This window comes from Actinoplanes siamensis (assembly GCF_016862395.1).
GTDB classification, from domain to species: Bacteria; Actinomycetota; Actinomycetes; order Mycobacteriales; family Micromonosporaceae; genus Actinoplanes; species Actinoplanes siamensis.
Map to the genome: position 1 here is coordinate 80988 of NZ_BOMW01000044.1, position 15629 is coordinate 96616.

Here is a 15629-nt window from a genome sequence, read left to right on the forward strand (position 1 = left end):
TCGTGTCTCGAGAGGAAAGCCCTGTATGACCACCGCAACGGATGTCAGCACGCCGGCCGGCCTGATGCGCCTGGGCAACGCGTTCTGCGACGCCAAGGCCCTGCTCACGGCGGTCGACCTCGACCTCTTCACCCACCTGCAGGCAGGGCCGGCCACCCAGGAGGAGATCCGGCAACGGCTTCACCTGCACGGCCGCGGGCTGTCCGACTTCCTGCACCTGCTCACCGCGCTCGGTGTGCTGGTCAAGGACGGCGACCGCTTCGGCAACGCCCCGGGCGCCGAGGCCTATCTGGTCCGCGGCAAGCCCAGCTATGTCGGCGGCTTCATGCACCGGGCGAACCGCAACCTCTATCCGGCCTGGGGCAAACTGGACGAGGCGCTGCGCACCGGGCGGCCGCAGTCCGGTGGTCGGTTCGAGGACGTGCTCGCCCGTCCCGAGGTGCTGCGTCAGTTCATCGGCATGATGGACGCGCTCACCCAGCAGCTCGCGCCGGAACTGGTGGACGCGTACGACTGGGGCCGGCACGCCACCCTGCTGGATGTGGGCGGCTGCCGCGGCAACTTCGCCTCCCACGTGGTCAAGGCGTTCCCGGACATCGAGGGCCACGTCTTCGACATGCCGGCGATGGAGCCGTTCTTCGACGAGCTGATGGCCGGGCTGGACCTGACCGGCCGGGTGACGTTCCACGGCGGCAGCTTCTTCGTCGACCCGCTGCCGACGGCCGACGTGGTGGTGCTCGGCCACGTGCTGCACGACTGGGACGAGCAGCAGCGGGCGGCCCTGGTCCGCAAGGCGTACGACGCGGTCCGTCCCGGCGGGGCGCTGGTCGTCTACGACCGGATGCTCGACGACGACCCGCGGCACGTGGAGAACCTGGTGATCAGCCTCGACATGCTGCTGGTGACCGACGGCGGCGCCGAATACCCGGTGAGCGAGCTGCGCCGGAACGCCGAGGCCGCCGGCTTCGGCTCGGTGACCGATCAGCCGCTCGGCGACTACGACACGTTCGTGGTGTGCCGCAAGGACTGAGTCCGGCACGGGCGTCCGGGACGGCCTTCGAGGGCCGTCCCGGACGCCTGTCGCGGCGGCGCCGGCTCAGGAGACGGCGGGCGTGCGCGGCACCGACATCTGCGTGACGCAGCGCAGCAGGCTGTTCTGGAAGGTACGGACGAACCCCGCCTCGTCACCGGTGTCGCGGGGCGTCCGCAGGAACGGCTTGAGCCGGCGCTCCACCTCGCGCACGCCCGGCTGGGACGCCATGAAGCGGGCCACCACGGTGAGGTCGCCCTCGTACTCGATCACCCGCACCAGCGTGCTGTCCCGGATGAACACGGCGGTGGCGAGGATCCGCGCCGCCGGCCGACCCGCCTCGCCGGGCACGTCCGGCGAGGCGGGCCGGCGGAAGCCGCTGAACACCTCGGCCACCTCGTCCTCGTGGCCGGGCAGGATGTCGTAGGTCAGGGCGGCGAAAGGCATGGCGTTCCTCCGGGATCGTCGGGATTCGGTCCACCATCGCGGCCGTGCCTCGAGACGGTCTCGAAGAACGACAGCCCCGGCTGCCTGGGCGGCCGGAGCTGTCGCGATCGATCGCGGGTTACAGGCCGGCGTCCTGGTAGGCGCCGATGTTCAGGCCGCTGCTCGGCAGCGGGTTGCCGAAGTAGTCCTGCCCGCCGGCCGCCTTGACCTTGACGCCGGCCCCCAGCGCCGGCGACCCGGTCCGCAACTTCATCCCGTCCGCCGTGGTTCCCGGCGCCACGAAGCGGGGGTCTCCGGTGACCCCGTTGAGCTGATGCACCGGCGGGGTGGTGACCCGGTGGAACAGGTTGTGGTCGTAGGTGCCCGCCGGGTCGGCGATGGTGGAGCCCGCCGGCTGGCCCACGAAGATGTTGTTGGTCCACGTCGCGGCCGTGCCACCGTTGGTCAGCACCAGGGCGGGCGCGGCCGGGGCGTACACCGTGTTGTTGTAGATCTGCGTGTTGGGCTGCGGCCCGCACGGCAGGGTGAAGACACCCAGGTAGGGATTCGACGAACCGTCGTTGACACTGATGTTGTACCGCACCGTGTCGTCGGCGGACGAGGATCCGTCCGAGGCGCAGATGAACATGAAGCCGCCGGCGTTGTTGCTGCTGTAGTTGTACTCGAACACGGTGCCGAAGTTCGCCGCTTCGATGCCGTAGCCGATCCCCACCCCGAAACCGTTCGAAACGAAGTTGTTGCGGAACTTCGTGTCGTCGGAGTTCCAGGCGTACATGCCCAGGTTGTAGTCGGGTGAACGGGTGTTGAATCCGTCCACCACGTTGTCGCGGACGACGGCGCTGACACCGTTGAGCAGGACGACGCCGTCGCCGCCGGCGTCCTTGACCTGGTTGTTGTTGATCGACACATCGGTGAGCGGGACATACGCCGAACCGGGCCCGGTGGGATTGCCGGCCCGCTTCTGCCAGGACGAGAACAGGCCGATGCCGGTCCGGTCCACGTGGGTCGCCGTCGACTTGGTGACGGTGACTTCCCGGAATCCGGTAGGCGTCGTGGCGCCGGCCGCGTCGAAGACGATGCCGCCCGACGGGTTCGGGTAGCGGCAGTCGCAGCCGTTGACGTCGTGCACCGACACGTTGGCGATCCGGTAGTCCGCGCCGATGCCGTAGTCCTCCAGCAGCACGTAGATGCCGACCCGCTGCTGATCGGCGCCGGGAGCGGCCCCGGTGTTCGTGACGTCGAGGTTCTTGATGGTGTAGCCCTGCACGTTGCGCAGCAGGATCGCGGCCCGCGCGCCGGCGCCCGCGATCTGCGGGCGGTTGCCCGTCCCGTACGACCGCAGGATGATCGGCAAGTCGGCGGTGCCGGATCCGTGCGGCGTCAGGGTGCCCGTGCAGGTGGTGCCGGACCTGAACGCCACCTCGTCACCGGCGCCCAGGGTGAGCGCGTTGACCTTGGCCAGGGTGCGCCAGGGGTGCTTGCTGTCGGCTCCGGAGTTGCTGTCCGAGCCGGCCGCGCAGTCGACGAAATACTGCGTGTCGGCGGCCTCGGCCGGAGTCGCTGTCAGAGCCGTGACCGCGGTGACTCCGAGAATGAATCCGAGACCCATGCGCAGCGTACCGCTGATGGATCTTGGCAATACCCGCATCTCCTACCCCCCAATGGTGAAATGGGCAGGGAACCACGCCCGGCGAGCAACGGCCCGCCGGTTCTCTGTGGATGGTCCCCCCGCGCCGGGTGGTCTGCGTCCGCGAACAGATCTGTCCGGGGGCAACGGCCACAGGTTCGGCGGGAAGGATTGTTGCACCGGAGGGCAAGAACCGAGGCCCCGTGCGCGCCCCGGTCGGCTGGTCATCGACCGGAAAGGACCTAACGGCGCATCGGCGTCGGACGATCATCCACAAGCGAGGACGGGCGAACGGCTCGAACGACCCTTGACGCGCCCTCCAAGCCCGCGGGCGATGCTGCACCGCATCTGCGCACCGGCTGTGAGGAGATCCACGATGGACATCGGAATCGGCTTGCCGACCACGGTCAGCGGCGCCGACGGCCGCGCCCTGGTCGCCTTCGCGCTGCGGGCGGAGGCGGCCGGCTTCTCGACGCTTGCCTGCTTCGACCGTCTGGTGTACGACAACTACGACAGCCTGATCGCGCTGGCCGCCGCGGCCGGCGCCACCGAGAGGATCCGGCTGGCCACCACCGTCCTGCTCGCACCGTACCGCCCGAGCGTCGCGGAACTGGCCAAGCAGCTGGCGTCGCTGGACCGGCTCTCCGGCGGGCGGCTCGTGCTGGGCGTCTCGGCGGGTGGCCGCGCGGACGACTTCGCCGCGGCCGGCACGACGTACGGCGACCGCGGGCGCCGGCTCGACCGGATGATCGAGGAGATGCGCGAGATCTGGGCGGGCCGGGGGCCGTTCCCCGGGATCGGGCCGCGGCCCACCGGCGGCGACGTGCCGGTGTGGATCGGCGGCCACTCACCGGCCGCGCTGCGCCGCGCCGCCCGGCACGGCGCCGGCTGGATCTCACCCGGCGGGTCGGCGGCCGGATTCCCGCAGCTCGTCGAGCACGCGCGGGCGGTGTTCACCGCGCAGGGCCGCACCGAGGCGCCGTACCTGGTGGCGCTGGCCAACGTCGCTCTCGGCGAGCAGCGCCGGGCCGAGGCCGAACGGCACGTCCTGCGCTACTACCAGCACCTCGGCCCGAAGGCGCGTTTCCTGGTCGACAGCCTGATCACCGACGGTCCCGGACTGCGCGCCGCGGTCGACGGATTCGCCAAGGCGGGCTGCGACGAGCTGCTGCTGTTCCCCTGCACCGGCGATCCGCAGCACGTCGACGACCTCGCCGCCGAGCTGCACCGCTGACCCCGGTGGCGCCGGGCCCGGCCGGGCCCGGCGCCACCGTCACACCAGCCGGGCGCGGGCCTCGGCCAGCAGGGCGTACTGCTCCCGCCAGTCGGCGCCCTCGAGTGCCACCACGAACTGGTCGACGCCGGCCTCGATGTGCCGGGCGAGCCCCTCCGCCGTCTGCTCGGGGTCGCCGCCGACCACCACCTGCCGGGTGTGCTCGATCGGCAACCGGTACGCGTCGGCCAGGCTACGGGCCATCTGCTCGGCAAGATCCGCATGCGGCCGGGCGGCCATCCTGGCGTAGATCATCGTGCCGACGCGGGGCGTGGGGCGGCCGTACTGCCCGGCGAGCACGGACAGCCGGTCGGCCGAGGCACGGATCTCCTCCGGGGTGCTGATCGTGGTGAGCCAGCCGGTGCAGTGCTCGGCGGCGCGCCGCAGGGACCGCTCGGAGCGGCCACCCACCCAGACCGGCGGCACCGGCACCGCCGGGCGCAGGGTGACCTCCGGCTGCGCGGGCATGCCGAGCAGCTTGGTGGGGCGGCCGGCGAGCAGGTCGGGCAGCAGGCGCAGGAACTCGTCGGTGCGCCGGCCCCGCTCGGTCAGCGGCACCCCGGAGGCGTGCCACTCCTCGGCCCACTTGGCGCCGGTGCCGACGCCGAACTCCACCCGGTTGCCGGACAGGTACTGCAGCGTGCCGAGCTGTCGGGCGACCCACACCGCCGGCCGGGTCGCCACCAGCATCACCGAGAAACCCAGCCGTACCCGGCTGGTGACGGCGGCCGCGGCGGCGAGGGTGAGCGTGCACTCCAGCAGCGGAACCCCACCCATGCTGAGGTGGTCGCCGGACCAGACGGAGTCGAGGCCGACCTCCTCGGCGTGGCGGGCGACGTCCGCCATGCCGGGCAGGTCGTTGCCGAGGTGACCGATGTTGGGGAGCAGAACCCCGATGTCGAGACTCATCTGCCGCTCCGTCCTCAGTCCCGGCCGCAGGTCAGGAGGATGTCGAAGGCGCCGAACCGGCGGTCGGTGATCGACGTGAATCCCGCCGCGCGCGCCTGCGCCCCGATCTCCTCGACCGTGTACTCGCCGCCGCCGTCGGTGACGAGCAGCATGTTCAGGCTGGCCATCAGGTTCTCGACGTTGTCCCGCTCGGCCGTCAGCATCCGGTCGTAGATCACCAGCACGCCGCCGGGCGTGACGGCGTCGTACGCCTTGCGCAGCAGCAGCGCCCGTTCCTCGGGGTTCCAGTCGTGCAGGATGTGTCCGAAGATCACCACATCGGCGGTGGGCAGCGGGTCCCGGAAGAAGTTGCCGGGGTGAAAGGTCACCCGGTCGGTCACCCCGGCCTCGGCCGCCACCTCCGCGAAGAACGGCTCGATCTGCGGGCGGTCGAAGACGGCGCCGCGCAGTCCCGGGGTGTGCCCGACCAGGTGCGCGACCAGGCTGCCCCGGCACCCGCCGAAATCGAGCACGCTGCCGCGACCGGTCCAGTCCACCGCCTGCCGGAACTCCTCCCACAGGCCCTGGGTCAGGCCGTCCATCATCCGGACGAAGTGCCCGACCGCCACGGGGTCGTCGAGCATCGACTCGAAGTCACCGGTGGCCTGCGGCTTCCCGGTGCGCAACGCCTCGGCGAGCCCCGCGTACACCGGGTACAGGTTCAGGTAGGCGCCGCGCAGGAAGCCGCCGATGTCGTCAGCGCTGCCGGTCACCAGGTACCTGTCGGTGGCCGGCGTGTTCGCGTAGCGGTCGCCGGTCTTCCGCAGCACGCCCAGGGCGACCAGCAGCCGCAGGTAGTCGTCGAGGCCGCGACCGTGCAGGCCCAGCCGCTCGCGCAGTTCCCCGGCACTGGCCGGCCGCTCGTGCAGGGTCGTGAACACCTCCAGCCGTACGGCGGTGAGCAGGGCCGCGGCGTCGCAGAACCGGTTGCCGAGCCGGAGCAGACCGGCCGAGGTGTCGACGTCTCCGATGGGTGTGGCGGCGGTCATGGTGGTCTTCCCTCTCGTCGGCGTGCACGTCCGCCGCGACTGTCGCCACAGTGGTTGGAGAACGACTCGACGCCGGATGGAAGAACGCGACAGGCCTCGATCCCGCTTCGAGCCGCCTCCGACGGCGCACCGCCAGGCTGGCCCAGCCGGATACGTGTCCCCCGGCGAGAGAGGTCTGCGATGAGCCTGCCCGATGCAGTCGACTATCCCTTCGCGTGGGAGCCTCCGATGGAGGTCCCGGCGGGTTGGCGCACCCTGCGAGAGCACTCCCTGCAGCCGGTGCGCCTGCCCAGCGGCGACCCGGCCGTGCTGGTCACCCGGTACCGGGACGTGAAGGCACTCTTCTCCGACCACCGGCTGAGCCGCAACACCGGCCGTTACCCCACCTCCCGGATCTCCCCGAACAACGAGATCTTCAACGATCCGGAGATCGACAACGATCCGCCGCGGTATCTCGAGGAGCGCAGCCTGGTCGTGCGGGCGTTCAGCGCGCGCCGCATCGAGTCGCTGCGGCCGCACGTCTGGGAGATCGCCGACGAGCTGATGGACGCCATGGCGGCCGCCGAGCAGCCGGTCGACCTGATGGAGAGCTTCGCGTTCCCGCTGCCGATCCGGGTGATCTGCCGGCTGCTGGGCGTGCCGCACGAGGAGCACGCCAAGTTCCGGGAGCTGGTCGACGGTTTCCTGTCGGTCACCAAGCTGCCCACCGAGGAGGTCGAGCGCTGCCGGGTGGGTCTGTGGACGTACCTCGGGGAATTGATCGACGCGAAGCGTCACCACCCGACCAACGACCTGACCAGTGAGCTCGTCAAGATCAGTGACGAGGACCAGAAGAAGCTGTCGGACCACCAGCTGCAGCACTGGGTGCAGACCCTGCTGATCGCCGGGTACGTCACCACGGCCAGCCAGATCGGCACCAGCATGGCCGTGCTGCTGCACCGGCCGCACCTGGTGCGCGAGGTGCAGGCCGACTTCGGCATCGTGCCCACGGCCGTCGAGGAGCTGCTGCGTTACCAGCTGATGGGTACGTCGCTGGGCTCGCTGCGCTACTGCCTGGAGGACATCGAGCTGTCCGACGGCACGGTCGTGCCGAAGGGCTCGACGGTCATGCTCTCGGTGGAGTCGAACTTCGACGAGGAGGTGTTCACCTGCCCGATGGACCTGGACATCCACCGCCGGGAGAACAACCACATGTCGTTCGGCTCGGGCATCCACTACTGCGCCGGCGCCCCGCTGGCCCGGATGGAGCTGCAGGTGTCGATGGAGGGGCTGCTGCGGCGGTTCCCCGGACTGCGGCTGGCGCAGCCCGGCGAGGACCTGCCCCGGGTCGAGGGCGGGTTCCTCGGCGGGTTCTCCTACGTCCCGGTCCGGTGGTGACGGCGATGACCGGCCTGCTCGTCACCGCCGACCCCACCACCTGCGTGACCAGCTGCATGTGCGTCTACCGGGCGCCGGAGGTCTTCGACCAGGACGACGACGGTCTGGTGGTGGTGCTCGACGCCCGGCCGCCGGCGGAGCTGCACGACGCCGTGCGCCGGGCCGCCCGGGGATGCCCCACCCAGTCGATCACACTGACCGACCAGCCCCTCTGACGACGAACGCCCGGGGCGGAAGGGACCGCGGTCTCTCCCGCCCCGGGCGTTCCGGCGCTCAGAGCGCGAGCTCTATCCCGTAGTGCCGCAGCCACGCGTCGAACTGCAGCGCGGTCTCCACGTTGACCCGGCTGTGCCACTGGTTCGCCACCGGGGTGCGGTCCCCGATCGCCCGCTGGGCCGCCGCGACGTCCAGCAGCGGCAGCACCGGCGACGACGGGTCGGCCAGGACGGCGGCCATCTCCCGGTGCAGCGCCTCGGCGTATCGCGGGTCCTGGGTCACCGGGTAGGGACTCTTCGGCCGGTCCATCACCACCTGCGGCACCAGATCCTTGACGGCCGCCCGCAGCAGGCTCTTCTCCCGGCCGTCGAAGGTCTTGAACGCCCACGGGACGTTGTAGACGTACTGCACCAGGCGGTGGTCGCAGAACGGCACCCGGGTCTCCAGGCTGGAGGCCATCGCGAGCCGGTCGGCCCGGTCGAGCAGCATCGGCAGCCACCGGGTCAGGTGGGCGTACAGGCGTACCCGGATCGTCCGGTCCAGCTCGGTCTGCCCGTCCGGGTGCGGCGTCTCGGCCACCGTCTGCCGGAAGTTGTCCTGGTAGTACCCGGTCATGTCCAGCTTGTCGAGCAGCCCGCGGGCGAACAGCCCACGACCCTGGCCGATCTGGCCGCCGGCGTGGCGCTTCTCGGCCGCGATCCACGGGAACATGTCGGCGGAGACCAGCTCCTCGTCGAAGAGCCACTTGAAGCCGCCGAAGATCTCGTCGGACACCTCCCCGGTCAGGGCCACTGTCGAGTGCTCGCGGGTCGCCTTCAGCATCAGGTACAGCGAGATGTCCATGTCGCCGAGCGTGCTGGGCTGGTCCTGGGCGACCAGCGCCGCCTTGCGGGCCGCCGGGTCGATCAGGTCGGCGGTGCCCAGCACGACGTCGGTGTGCTCGGTGCCGACGTGGCGGGCCAGCGCGGCGGCGTACGGCGCGTCCGGGGTGTCCCGCTGGTCGTCGGGCCGGAAGTTCTCGCTGTAGCCGACGAAGGTGGCAGTGATGCTGCGGATCGGCTGGTCGCCGGCCCGGCGCCGGGCGAGCGCCGCGAGCGCGGTCACCGCGCTGGAGTCGATTCCGCCGGACAGCGTCGTGCACAGCGGCACGTCGGCCACCAGCTCGCGGGTGACGATCTCCTCCAGCAGCCCGCGGACGGTGTCGATGGTGGTCGGCAGGTCGTCGGTGTGCGGGTGCGCCTCGATCGCCCAGTAGCGCTGCTCGCGTACCCCGGAGCGGCTGAACACCAGCGTGTGCCCGGCCTTGAGCTCCCGCATGTCCCGGAAGACGGTCCGGCCCGGGGTCTTCGCTGTGGAGAACAGCTCGCGCATCCCCTCGGTGTCCACCACCGGGCGGACCCGGCCGGTGGCAAGCAGCGACTTCGGCTCGGAGGCGAACATCAGGCCGCCGTCGACCTCGGCCACGATCAGCGGCTTGATGCCCATCCGGTCACGGATCAGCACCAGCTCCTGCTTGCGCACGTCCCACACGGCGAACGCGAACATGCCCTCGATCCGCTTCGCGCAGTCGACGCCCCACTCCAGGTACGCGCGCAGCACCACCTCGGTGTCGCTGCGGGTGCGGAAGCGGTGGCCACGGGTCTCCAGCTCGCCGCGCAGCTGGCGGAAGTTGTACACCTCGCCGCTGTAGGTCAGGACCGCCAGCGTACGGCCGTCCTCCTCGGCCACCATGGGCTGCGTCCCGCCGACGAGGTCGATCACGGAGTTACGGGTGTGTCCCAGCCCCACGTGCGCGTCCAGCCATGTCCCGCGGGCATCGGGGCCGCGGCGCTCCAGGCAGTTGGTCATCGCTTCGACGAGTTCCCGATCCGCTCTCAGGTCCCGTTCGAAGTCCACCCAACCGGCGATGCCACACATGTGTCGCTCCTTCGTCATAGGCGTGCCGGCACCGGCCCGCGGGCCGGGACGCCGGTGCGGTCACCCTCGCGCCGGGCACTGGGGCGCGGCTCAAGAGAGCCTCGACACTCACCCACCCGGACCAGCAGTCCTCGAGGCGGCCGTGAGTGGCCGCCCCGACCATGGCGCGAGAGCGGAACGACGAACCGCCCACCCGACGAACCGAGGAGTACGCATGGATCTGGAGCTCAAGGGCAAGCGAGCGGTCGTGACCGGCGCCAGCCGGGGCATCGGCCTGGCGATCGTCCGGGCGCTGACCGCCGAAGGCGTCGAGGTCTTCGGCGGCGCCCGGACGATCAGCACGGAACTGGCCGGGGCGACCCCGCACGTGCTCGCGGTGGACCTGACCGAGGCGGACGGGCCGCAGCGCCTCGTCGACAGCGCGCTCAAGGCGTTCGACGGCCTGGACATCCTGGTCAACAACGTGGGCGGCCGGACCGTCTCGGCCAACGGCTTCCTGGACCTCGACGAGGAGGGCTGGCGCAAGGGCTTCGACCTGAACTTCTTCAGCGCCGTACGGTCGATCCGGGCCGCCCTGCCGAGCCTGGTGCAGAGCCGGGGCTCGATCGTCAACGTCGGCTCGGTGAACGGCCGGTTGCCGGCCCCGCGGCTGGTCGAGTACTCGGCCGCGAAGGCCGCACTGACCGCTCTCACCAAGGCGCTCTCCGAGGAGTACGCGCCGCAGGGCGTGCGGGTCAACACCGTGTCGCCGGGGCCGGTGCTCACCGACACCTGGACCAGCCCGCAGCGCGCCGAGCGGATGGGCATGACCGTCGAGCAGGTGCTGACCACGGTGCCGAAGTGGATGGGCCTGTCGACAGGCCAGATCATCGGCCCGGAGGAGGTCGCGGCGATGGTGACCCTGCTCGCGTCCGGCAAGGTGCCGAACGTGGTGGGTGCGGACTGGCTGATCGACGCCGGCATGCTGAAGGCGGTCTGAGCCGCGGACCAGCGGAGGGGCCGGGTGCATCGCACCCGGCCCCTCCGTTTTTCACGGGGGTCGCAGTAATGCTCAGTGGCCGCCGGCCGTCGCGATGACCTCACCGTTGATGTTGCCGTTGGCCTCGGAACCGAGGAACACGATGAGCCGGGCGACGTCCTCGGGGGTCGCCAGCCGGCCGCTCGGGGTGTCCTTGCGCATCTGCTCGACGATCTCGGCATGCACGTTCTGCTGGCTCTCGGTCAGCGTGCTGCCGGGCGCGACGACGTTGCTCAGGATGCCGTCGCGCGTCCACATCAGACCTCTGACGAAGCCGTTCAGGGCGGCCTTCGCCGCCCCGTAGACCTCGGAACCGTAGAGCCCGGTGCGGGCGGTCACCGAGGACAGCAGGATCACCCGGCCCCAGCCGCGTTCGCGCATGCCGCGCAGCGCCGGCCGGATCGTGTGCATGTGGCCCTCGACATTGGCCCGCAGGTGCGTGAACCACTCGTCCGTGTCGATGTCCTCGAACGGCTGCAGATCCTCCGGGTTGATCCAGACGAAGGTCTGGGCGTTGGCGACGACCACGTCGATGCCACCCCAGCGCTCGAGGATCCGGGTCATGGCCGTGTCGATCGTCGCGGGGTCACGCAGGTCGAGGAAGGTGGCGAAGGCGCGGTCGGGGCCGCCGATCTCGGCCACCACCTTCTCGGCCTCCTCCGGCGCGGAGTGGTAGGTGATCGCCACCCGGGCGCCCTCCTGCGCGAAGATCTGCGCCACGCTGCGCCCGATCCCCTTGGTGCCACCGGTGACGAGCACCCGCTTGTCTTGCAACCCCAGGTCCATGTGGTCAGCTCCTCATCAGGAAAATGATGGTCGGAAAAGGCGGCGGCCCGGCGGGCCGGGCCGCCGGGGTTCAGTCGTCGACCTCGCTGCGCGCGTCGTACATGCCGTCGAGGATCTTGGCCTTCATCGCCGGCACACGCTCTGCCACGCGCAGCGCCGTCCGCGTCGCGGCCAGAGCGACCCGGCCGACCACCGGCTTGTGGGTGATCTGGTCGCCGCTGGTCAGCTTGCGGGACTTGAGGACGGCCTCGAAGCCGTACTTGATCATCTTGGTCTCGTACTCGTTGACCGCCTGCAGCAACGACTTCTGCCCGGCGTCCGCCTCGATGAGCCGCTTGCGCAGCAGCGCCGCGTCGCGCAGGGCGGTGTTGGCGCCGACGCCCATGCCGGGGGTCATCGTGTGGATGGCGTCGCCCAGCAGCGTCACGTTCGTGGTCTTCCACTGCGGGATCGGCACCGAGGTCTGGATGTTGATCGGGAAGCAGGAGTCCAGATCGGCCAGGTCGAACAGCTTGTGCATGTTCGGGTGCCAGTCGTGGCACATCCTCTTCACCAGCGCGACCAGCTCGGCGGGCCGCATCTGCATGACGGTGCCGGGGAACTTGTCGGTCGAGGCCCAGAAACCCCAGTTGATGTAGTCCCGGGTGTTGTCGTAGAGCAGCCCGGGCCACTTCTCCAGCAGCTCGGCCTCGTTGCCACCGATGTTGTTCTTGGCGCGACCGTCGCGGTCCCAGTTGAACTCCATCGAGTGCAGGATGCAGGAGTAGCCGTGCGGCGCCTGCATCAGCCCGATGCCCTGGAAGACGTGCGGCGGCAGCAGCGCTTTGGTCTGCTCGTTCATCGGCACCTTGGCGGTGATCGAGATGATGCCGGCGTCGAGCGTCTTGGCGTGCGGCAGATACTGCTGGCGGACCCGGGACCGGGTGCCGTCCGCGGCGACGAGCAGGTCGCCGGTGGCCGAGGTGCCGTCCTCGAAGAACGCCGTGACGGTGCCGTCGGCGTTCTGCTCGTACCGGGTGAAGACCTTGTCGAAGTGGACCATGTCGTCGGCGTCGGTGAGCAGCACCTGCCGCAGCGTCATGCGGCTCACCGACTTCTCCCCGCCGACCTCGTCGGTGAGCTCGCGCAGCTTGAGATCGAGCACCGAGCGCAGCTGCTCGTCGAGGAAGGTGAAGTAGCGAGGCTCGCGGGCGCAGGTGGCCACGAAGGTGGCGTAGAGGTCCGGAGACAGACATTTGTTGAGGGCGTAACTGCCGGTGCGGTCGATGCCGACGCGATAGCCGTACAGGCCGTCGGAACGGTGGCGGTGGCGCTCGTAGACGGCGACGCTGATGCCGGCCCGGCGCAGGCCGTGTGCCAGGCACATGCCGCCGGTGCCGGCGCCGATGATGATCACGTGGAACTTCGAGCCGGTCATGGAGTTGCCTCCGATCGCAAGGGGTGCCGCTAACGTCATTAGACACACTAGTGATATCCATATTAGGGCTATCGCGCCGAGATGCAAGCCGGACTTGCCGGCCGCTCCCGCCCCGCCACCCGTGACCAGGACTATCCGAGCCCACCCGCGAAACGACCGAAGCCGGCACGAGCGGGAGTCGAGCCGCCCGGCCGACGATCACCAGCGGAGTCCTACGAACAGGAGGTGGTGTCATGCCGGACGCGAGGACCGCGCTGGTGACCGGCGCCAACCGGGGCATCGGCCGGGCGGTCGCCGCCGAGCTGCACCGGCGCGGACTACGGGTGATCCTCACCGCGCGCGCACAGCAGGAGGCGGCCGCGGCGGCCGCCGAGATCGGTGCCGGCGCGACAGGCCTGCGCCTGGACGTCACCAGCGACGATGCTGTCCGCGAGCTGGCCGTCGCGGCCGGCCCGGTGGACGTCCTGGTGTCCAACGCCGGCGTGCTGCTCGAGGACGGCGCGGGCGATCCGCTCACGGTGGGGATGGACGTCGTCGAGCGGACCCTCGAGGTGAACCTGCTGGGCGCCTGGCGGGTGGCGCAGGCCTTCGTGCCGGCGATGGTCGCCGGAGGCTGGGGCCGGGTGGTCTTCGTGTCCAGCGGCACCGGGTCGTTCAGCGCGGGGTTGTTCACCGGCAGCCCGGCGTACGCGCTGTCCAAGAGCGGACTCAACGGCCTCACCCAACTGCTGGCGACCGCCACCAAGGGCACCGGAGTGCTGGTCAACGCGGTCAACCCGGGCCCGACCCGGACCCGGATGATGCCGCACGGGCGGCGCAGCGTGCAGGACGCCGCGGTCGACGTCGCCGACGCGGCGTTGCTGCCCGACGACGGACCCAGCGGGACGTTCCGCCGCGGCGAGCAGGTCTTCGGGTGGTGAGTGCTGGCGCCCCGGCCGGTGGCCGGGGCGCGAGTGGCCGGCCGGTCCGGGCCGGCGCGGACGGCGCCACCCGGCCGCCGATGGCCGGGTGGCGCCGTCCGTGCGGGAGGGGTCAGCCGGTCACACCGGCGCCCTGGTCCGCGCCGATGTTCCAGGGCACGGTGAGCTTGTTGCCGAAGTAGTCGCGGCTGCCCGCGTGGGCGACCGGCACGCCGGTGTCCAGAGCCGGCGATCCGGCCCGCAGCCGGTAGCCCTCGGCGCTGTTCGTGCCCGGCGCCGCCAGCAGCGGATCGCCGACGATCGCTGTGGTGTCCGCGGCCGGCGGGGACACCCGGTGGTAGAGGTTGTGGTCGTAGGAGGAGTACGGGTCCACGATGGCGGCGCCGGCCGCCGGACCGACGAAGACGTTGTCGGTGAAGCTGGTCGTGGCGCCCTGGAAGTTGGAGACCAACGTCGTGCCGACGGCCGTCCAGGCCGTGTTGCCGTAGATGCTCAGGTCGCCGACCGCGGGACACGGGATGTTGTAGACGGCGAGCGGGGCGCCGAACCCGTACGAGCCGGTCGGGTGGTCGTCGTCACTGACGTTGAAGCGGTAGATGTTGCCGACCGCTGTCTCCCCCGCGCCGTTGCAGAACAGCAGGGCCCCACCGTTGTTGCGCTGGGTGAGGTTGTACTGGACGACAGTGCGGTTGGCGGCGTGGTCGATCGCGAACGCCTGGGACGGGTTCGGCCCGTTGCCGTCGGTGACCGTGTTGTACTGCAGGACGGTGCCGTTCGCGTTGCCCACCCCGATCCCGACCCGGAACAGCGAGGTGGCGTACCCGTAGTCGCGGACGATGTTGCCCTCGACCTTGGCGTCGACGGAGGCGAAGATGCCGATGCCGTCACCTGTCACGTGGGTCACCTCGTTGCCCTTGACCACCAGACCGGTGATCGGCACGAACGCCGTGCCCGGGCCGGAGGGGAACTCCGCCCGCTTCTGCCAGCTGGACTCGGTGGCGATGCCCTCGCTGGCCACATCACGGACGGTGCTGGCGGCCACCTGCACGTCGGCGAAGGTGGTCGGGACCGCCGAACCGGTCACCCAGAACACCACGCCTCCGCTGGGCACCGCGGTGTGCCGGTCCTGACAGTCACAGCCGTTGACGTCGTGCACGTCGACCCGCCTGACCCGGTAGTAGCTGCCCGTGCCGAAGTCGTTGAGCTGCACCAGGATGCCGAACCGGGGCTCCTGCGCGGCCGGCGCCGGGCCGTGGTTGGTGACCTCGAGGTCGCTGACCTCCCAGCCCTGCACGTTCAGCAGGTGCACGGCGGCCAGGCCGCCGGTGCCGACGATCTTCGGCTTGGTCCCGGAGCCGTACGCGCCGAGCGTGACGGGCGCCGCGGCGGTACCCGAACCCTGGGGGGTGAAGTCGCCCGCGCAGGTGACCGAGCGCCGCAGCCGGATGCTGTCGCCGGGCCGGTACACCTCGGCGGAGGCGCGGCCCAGGGTACGCCAGGCGGTCTTCTGGGTGGTGCCGGCGGCGCTGTCCGAGCCTGCGGCGCAGTCCACGTAGAAGGTACGGCTGGACGAGGACGCCGTGGCGGCGGCCGGCGGCACGGCCGCCAGCATGGCGACCACCGTCCCGGCCACCGCGAGTATCGATCTCTTCCGCACTGCTCAG

14 protein-coding genes are annotated in these 15629 nt (G+C 70.7%); 6 read left to right on the plus strand and 8 right to left on the minus strand.

The annotated features are described in order from the left end of the window. Positions 1-25 precede the first annotated feature (25 nt). Positions 26-1030 carry a methyltransferase gene (locus Asi03nite_RS22965; RefSeq protein WP_203682499.1) on the plus strand — a complete coding sequence of 335 codons (1005 nt, stop codon included), beginning with the start codon at positions 26-28 and terminating at the stop codon, positions 1028-1030. A 66-nt stretch (positions 1031-1096) separates the two neighbouring features. Here the strand turns inward: Asi03nite_RS22965 and Asi03nite_RS22970 are convergent, their stop codons facing one another. Beyond that, on the minus strand, positions 1097-1477 hold the full coding sequence (locus Asi03nite_RS22970; RefSeq protein ID WP_203682500.1) for a SchA/CurD-like domain-containing protein: 381 nt from the start codon (positions 1475-1477) through the stop codon (positions 1097-1099). Between the two features lie 118 nt (positions 1478-1595). After that, entirely contained in the window at positions 1596-3086 is a 1491-nt protein-coding gene (locus Asi03nite_RS22975; protein ID WP_203682501.1) for a right-handed parallel beta-helix repeat-containing protein, read from the minus strand. Between the two features lie 394 nt (positions 3087-3480). Here Asi03nite_RS22975 and Asi03nite_RS22980 point away from each other — a divergent pair, with 394 nt between their 5' ends. Next, a complete protein-coding gene (locus Asi03nite_RS22980) occupies positions 3481-4338 on the plus strand; it encodes an LLM class flavin-dependent oxidoreductase (RefSeq protein WP_203682502.1) in 858 nt (285 codons plus the stop codon). A gap of 39 nt (positions 4339-4377) precedes the next feature. Here the strand turns inward: Asi03nite_RS22980 and Asi03nite_RS22985 are convergent, their stop codons facing one another. Together Asi03nite_RS22985 and Asi03nite_RS22990 are read right to left on the minus strand one after the other, a co-directional pair. Next, entirely contained in the window at positions 4378-5286 is a 909-nt protein-coding gene (locus tag Asi03nite_RS22985) for an LLM class flavin-dependent oxidoreductase (protein ID WP_203682503.1), read from the minus strand. A 14-nt stretch (positions 5287-5300) separates the two neighbouring features. Then, positions 5301-6314 carry a methyltransferase gene (locus tag Asi03nite_RS22990; RefSeq protein WP_203682504.1) on the minus strand — a complete coding sequence of 338 codons (1014 nt, stop codon included), beginning with the start codon at positions 6312-6314 and terminating at the stop codon, positions 5301-5303. A 180-nt stretch (positions 6315-6494) separates the two neighbouring features. On the opposite strand from Asi03nite_RS22990, the gene Asi03nite_RS22995 reads away from it, so the two are divergent. After that, a complete protein-coding gene (locus tag Asi03nite_RS22995; RefSeq protein WP_203682505.1) occupies positions 6495-7691 on the plus strand; it encodes a cytochrome P450 in 1197 nt (398 codons plus the stop codon). 5 nt (positions 7692-7696) lie between these two features. After that, a complete protein-coding gene (locus Asi03nite_RS23000) occupies positions 7697-7906 on the plus strand; it encodes a ferredoxin (protein WP_203682506.1) in 210 nt (69 codons plus the stop codon). 58 nt (positions 7907-7964) lie between these two features. Here Asi03nite_RS23000 and asnB read toward each other — a convergent pair whose 3' ends face one another. After that, positions 7965-9824, minus strand: a complete 1860-nt coding sequence (gene asnB / locus Asi03nite_RS23005) for an asparagine synthase (glutamine-hydrolyzing) (protein WP_203682507.1) — start codon at positions 9822-9824, stop codon at positions 7965-7967. 214 nt (positions 9825-10038) lie between these two features. On the opposite strand from asnB, the gene Asi03nite_RS23010 reads away from it, so the two are divergent. After that, complete coding sequence (locus Asi03nite_RS23010) at positions 10039-10803, plus strand: SDR family NAD(P)-dependent oxidoreductase (RefSeq protein WP_203682508.1); 765 nt, start codon at positions 10039-10041, stop codon at positions 10801-10803. Between the two features lie 72 nt (positions 10804-10875). Here the strand turns inward: Asi03nite_RS23010 and Asi03nite_RS23015 are convergent, their stop codons facing one another. Both Asi03nite_RS23015 and Asi03nite_RS23020 read right to left on the minus strand, forming a co-directional pair. Continuing rightward, the gene (locus tag Asi03nite_RS23015; RefSeq protein ID WP_203682509.1) at positions 10876-11628 is read right to left on the minus strand and encodes an SDR family NAD(P)-dependent oxidoreductase; all 753 of its coding nucleotides are present in this window, start codon (positions 11626-11628) and stop codon (positions 10876-10878) included. Positions 11629-11698: 70 nt separating this feature from the next. Further along, positions 11699-13045 carry an FAD-dependent oxidoreductase gene (locus Asi03nite_RS23020; protein ID WP_203682510.1) on the minus strand — a complete coding sequence of 449 codons (1347 nt, stop codon included), beginning with the start codon at positions 13043-13045 and terminating at the stop codon, positions 11699-11701. Between the two features lie 233 nt (positions 13046-13278). Between Asi03nite_RS23020 and Asi03nite_RS23025 the strand changes: the two genes are divergently transcribed. Then, positions 13279-13965: an SDR family NAD(P)-dependent oxidoreductase gene (locus Asi03nite_RS23025; RefSeq protein ID WP_203682511.1), complete on the plus strand. Its 687-nt coding sequence runs from the start codon at positions 13279-13281 to the stop codon at positions 13963-13965. 112 nt (positions 13966-14077) lie between these two features. Here Asi03nite_RS23025 and Asi03nite_RS23030 read toward each other — a convergent pair whose 3' ends face one another. Continuing rightward, entirely contained in the window at positions 14078-15622 is a 1545-nt protein-coding gene (locus Asi03nite_RS23030; protein WP_203682512.1) for a right-handed parallel beta-helix repeat-containing protein, read from the minus strand. Between the last annotated feature and the right edge of the window lie 7 nt (positions 15623-15629).

Coding starts and splice junctions, on each gene's coding strand:
- asnB (WP_203682507.1), bottom strand. CDS start 9,824: ATGTGTGGCATCGCCGGTTGGGTGGACTTCGAACGGGACCTGAGAGCG.
- Asi03nite_RS23020 (WP_203682510.1), bottom strand. CDS start 13,045: ATGACCGGCTCGAAGTTCCACGTGATCATCATCGGCGCCGGCACCGGC.
- Asi03nite_RS23010 (WP_203682508.1), top strand. CDS start 10,039: ATGGATCTGGAGCTCAAGGGCAAGCGAGCGGTCGTGACCGGCGCCAGC.
- Asi03nite_RS22985 (WP_203682503.1), bottom strand. CDS start 5,286: ATGAGTCTCGACATCGGGGTTCTGCTCCCCAACATCGGTCACCTCGGC.
- Asi03nite_RS23025 (WP_203682511.1), top strand. CDS start 13,279: ATGCCGGACGCGAGGACCGCGCTGGTGACCGGCGCCAACCGGGGCATC.
- Asi03nite_RS22970 (WP_203682500.1), bottom strand. CDS start 1,477: ATGCCTTTCGCCGCCCTGACCTACGACATCCTGCCCGGCCACGAGGAC.
- Asi03nite_RS22965 (WP_203682499.1), top strand. CDS start 26: ATGACCACCGCAACGGATGTCAGCACGCCGGCCGGCCTGATGCGCCTG.
- Asi03nite_RS22975 (WP_203682501.1), bottom strand. CDS start 3,086: ATGGGTCTCGGATTCATTCTCGGAGTCACCGCGGTCACGGCTCTGACA.
- Asi03nite_RS23015 (WP_203682509.1), bottom strand. CDS start 11,628: ATGGACCTGGGGTTGCAAGACAAGCGGGTGCTCGTCACCGGTGGCACC.
- Asi03nite_RS22980 (WP_203682502.1), top strand. CDS start 3,481: ATGGACATCGGAATCGGCTTGCCGACCACGGTCAGCGGCGCCGACGGC.
- Asi03nite_RS23000 (WP_203682506.1), top strand. CDS start 7,697: ATGACCGGCCTGCTCGTCACCGCCGACCCCACCACCTGCGTGACCAGC.
- Asi03nite_RS22995 (WP_203682505.1), top strand. CDS start 6,495: ATGAGCCTGCCCGATGCAGTCGACTATCCCTTCGCGTGGGAGCCTCCG.
- Asi03nite_RS22990 (WP_203682504.1), bottom strand. CDS start 6,314: ATGACCGCCGCCACACCCATCGGAGACGTCGACACCTCGGCCGGTCTG.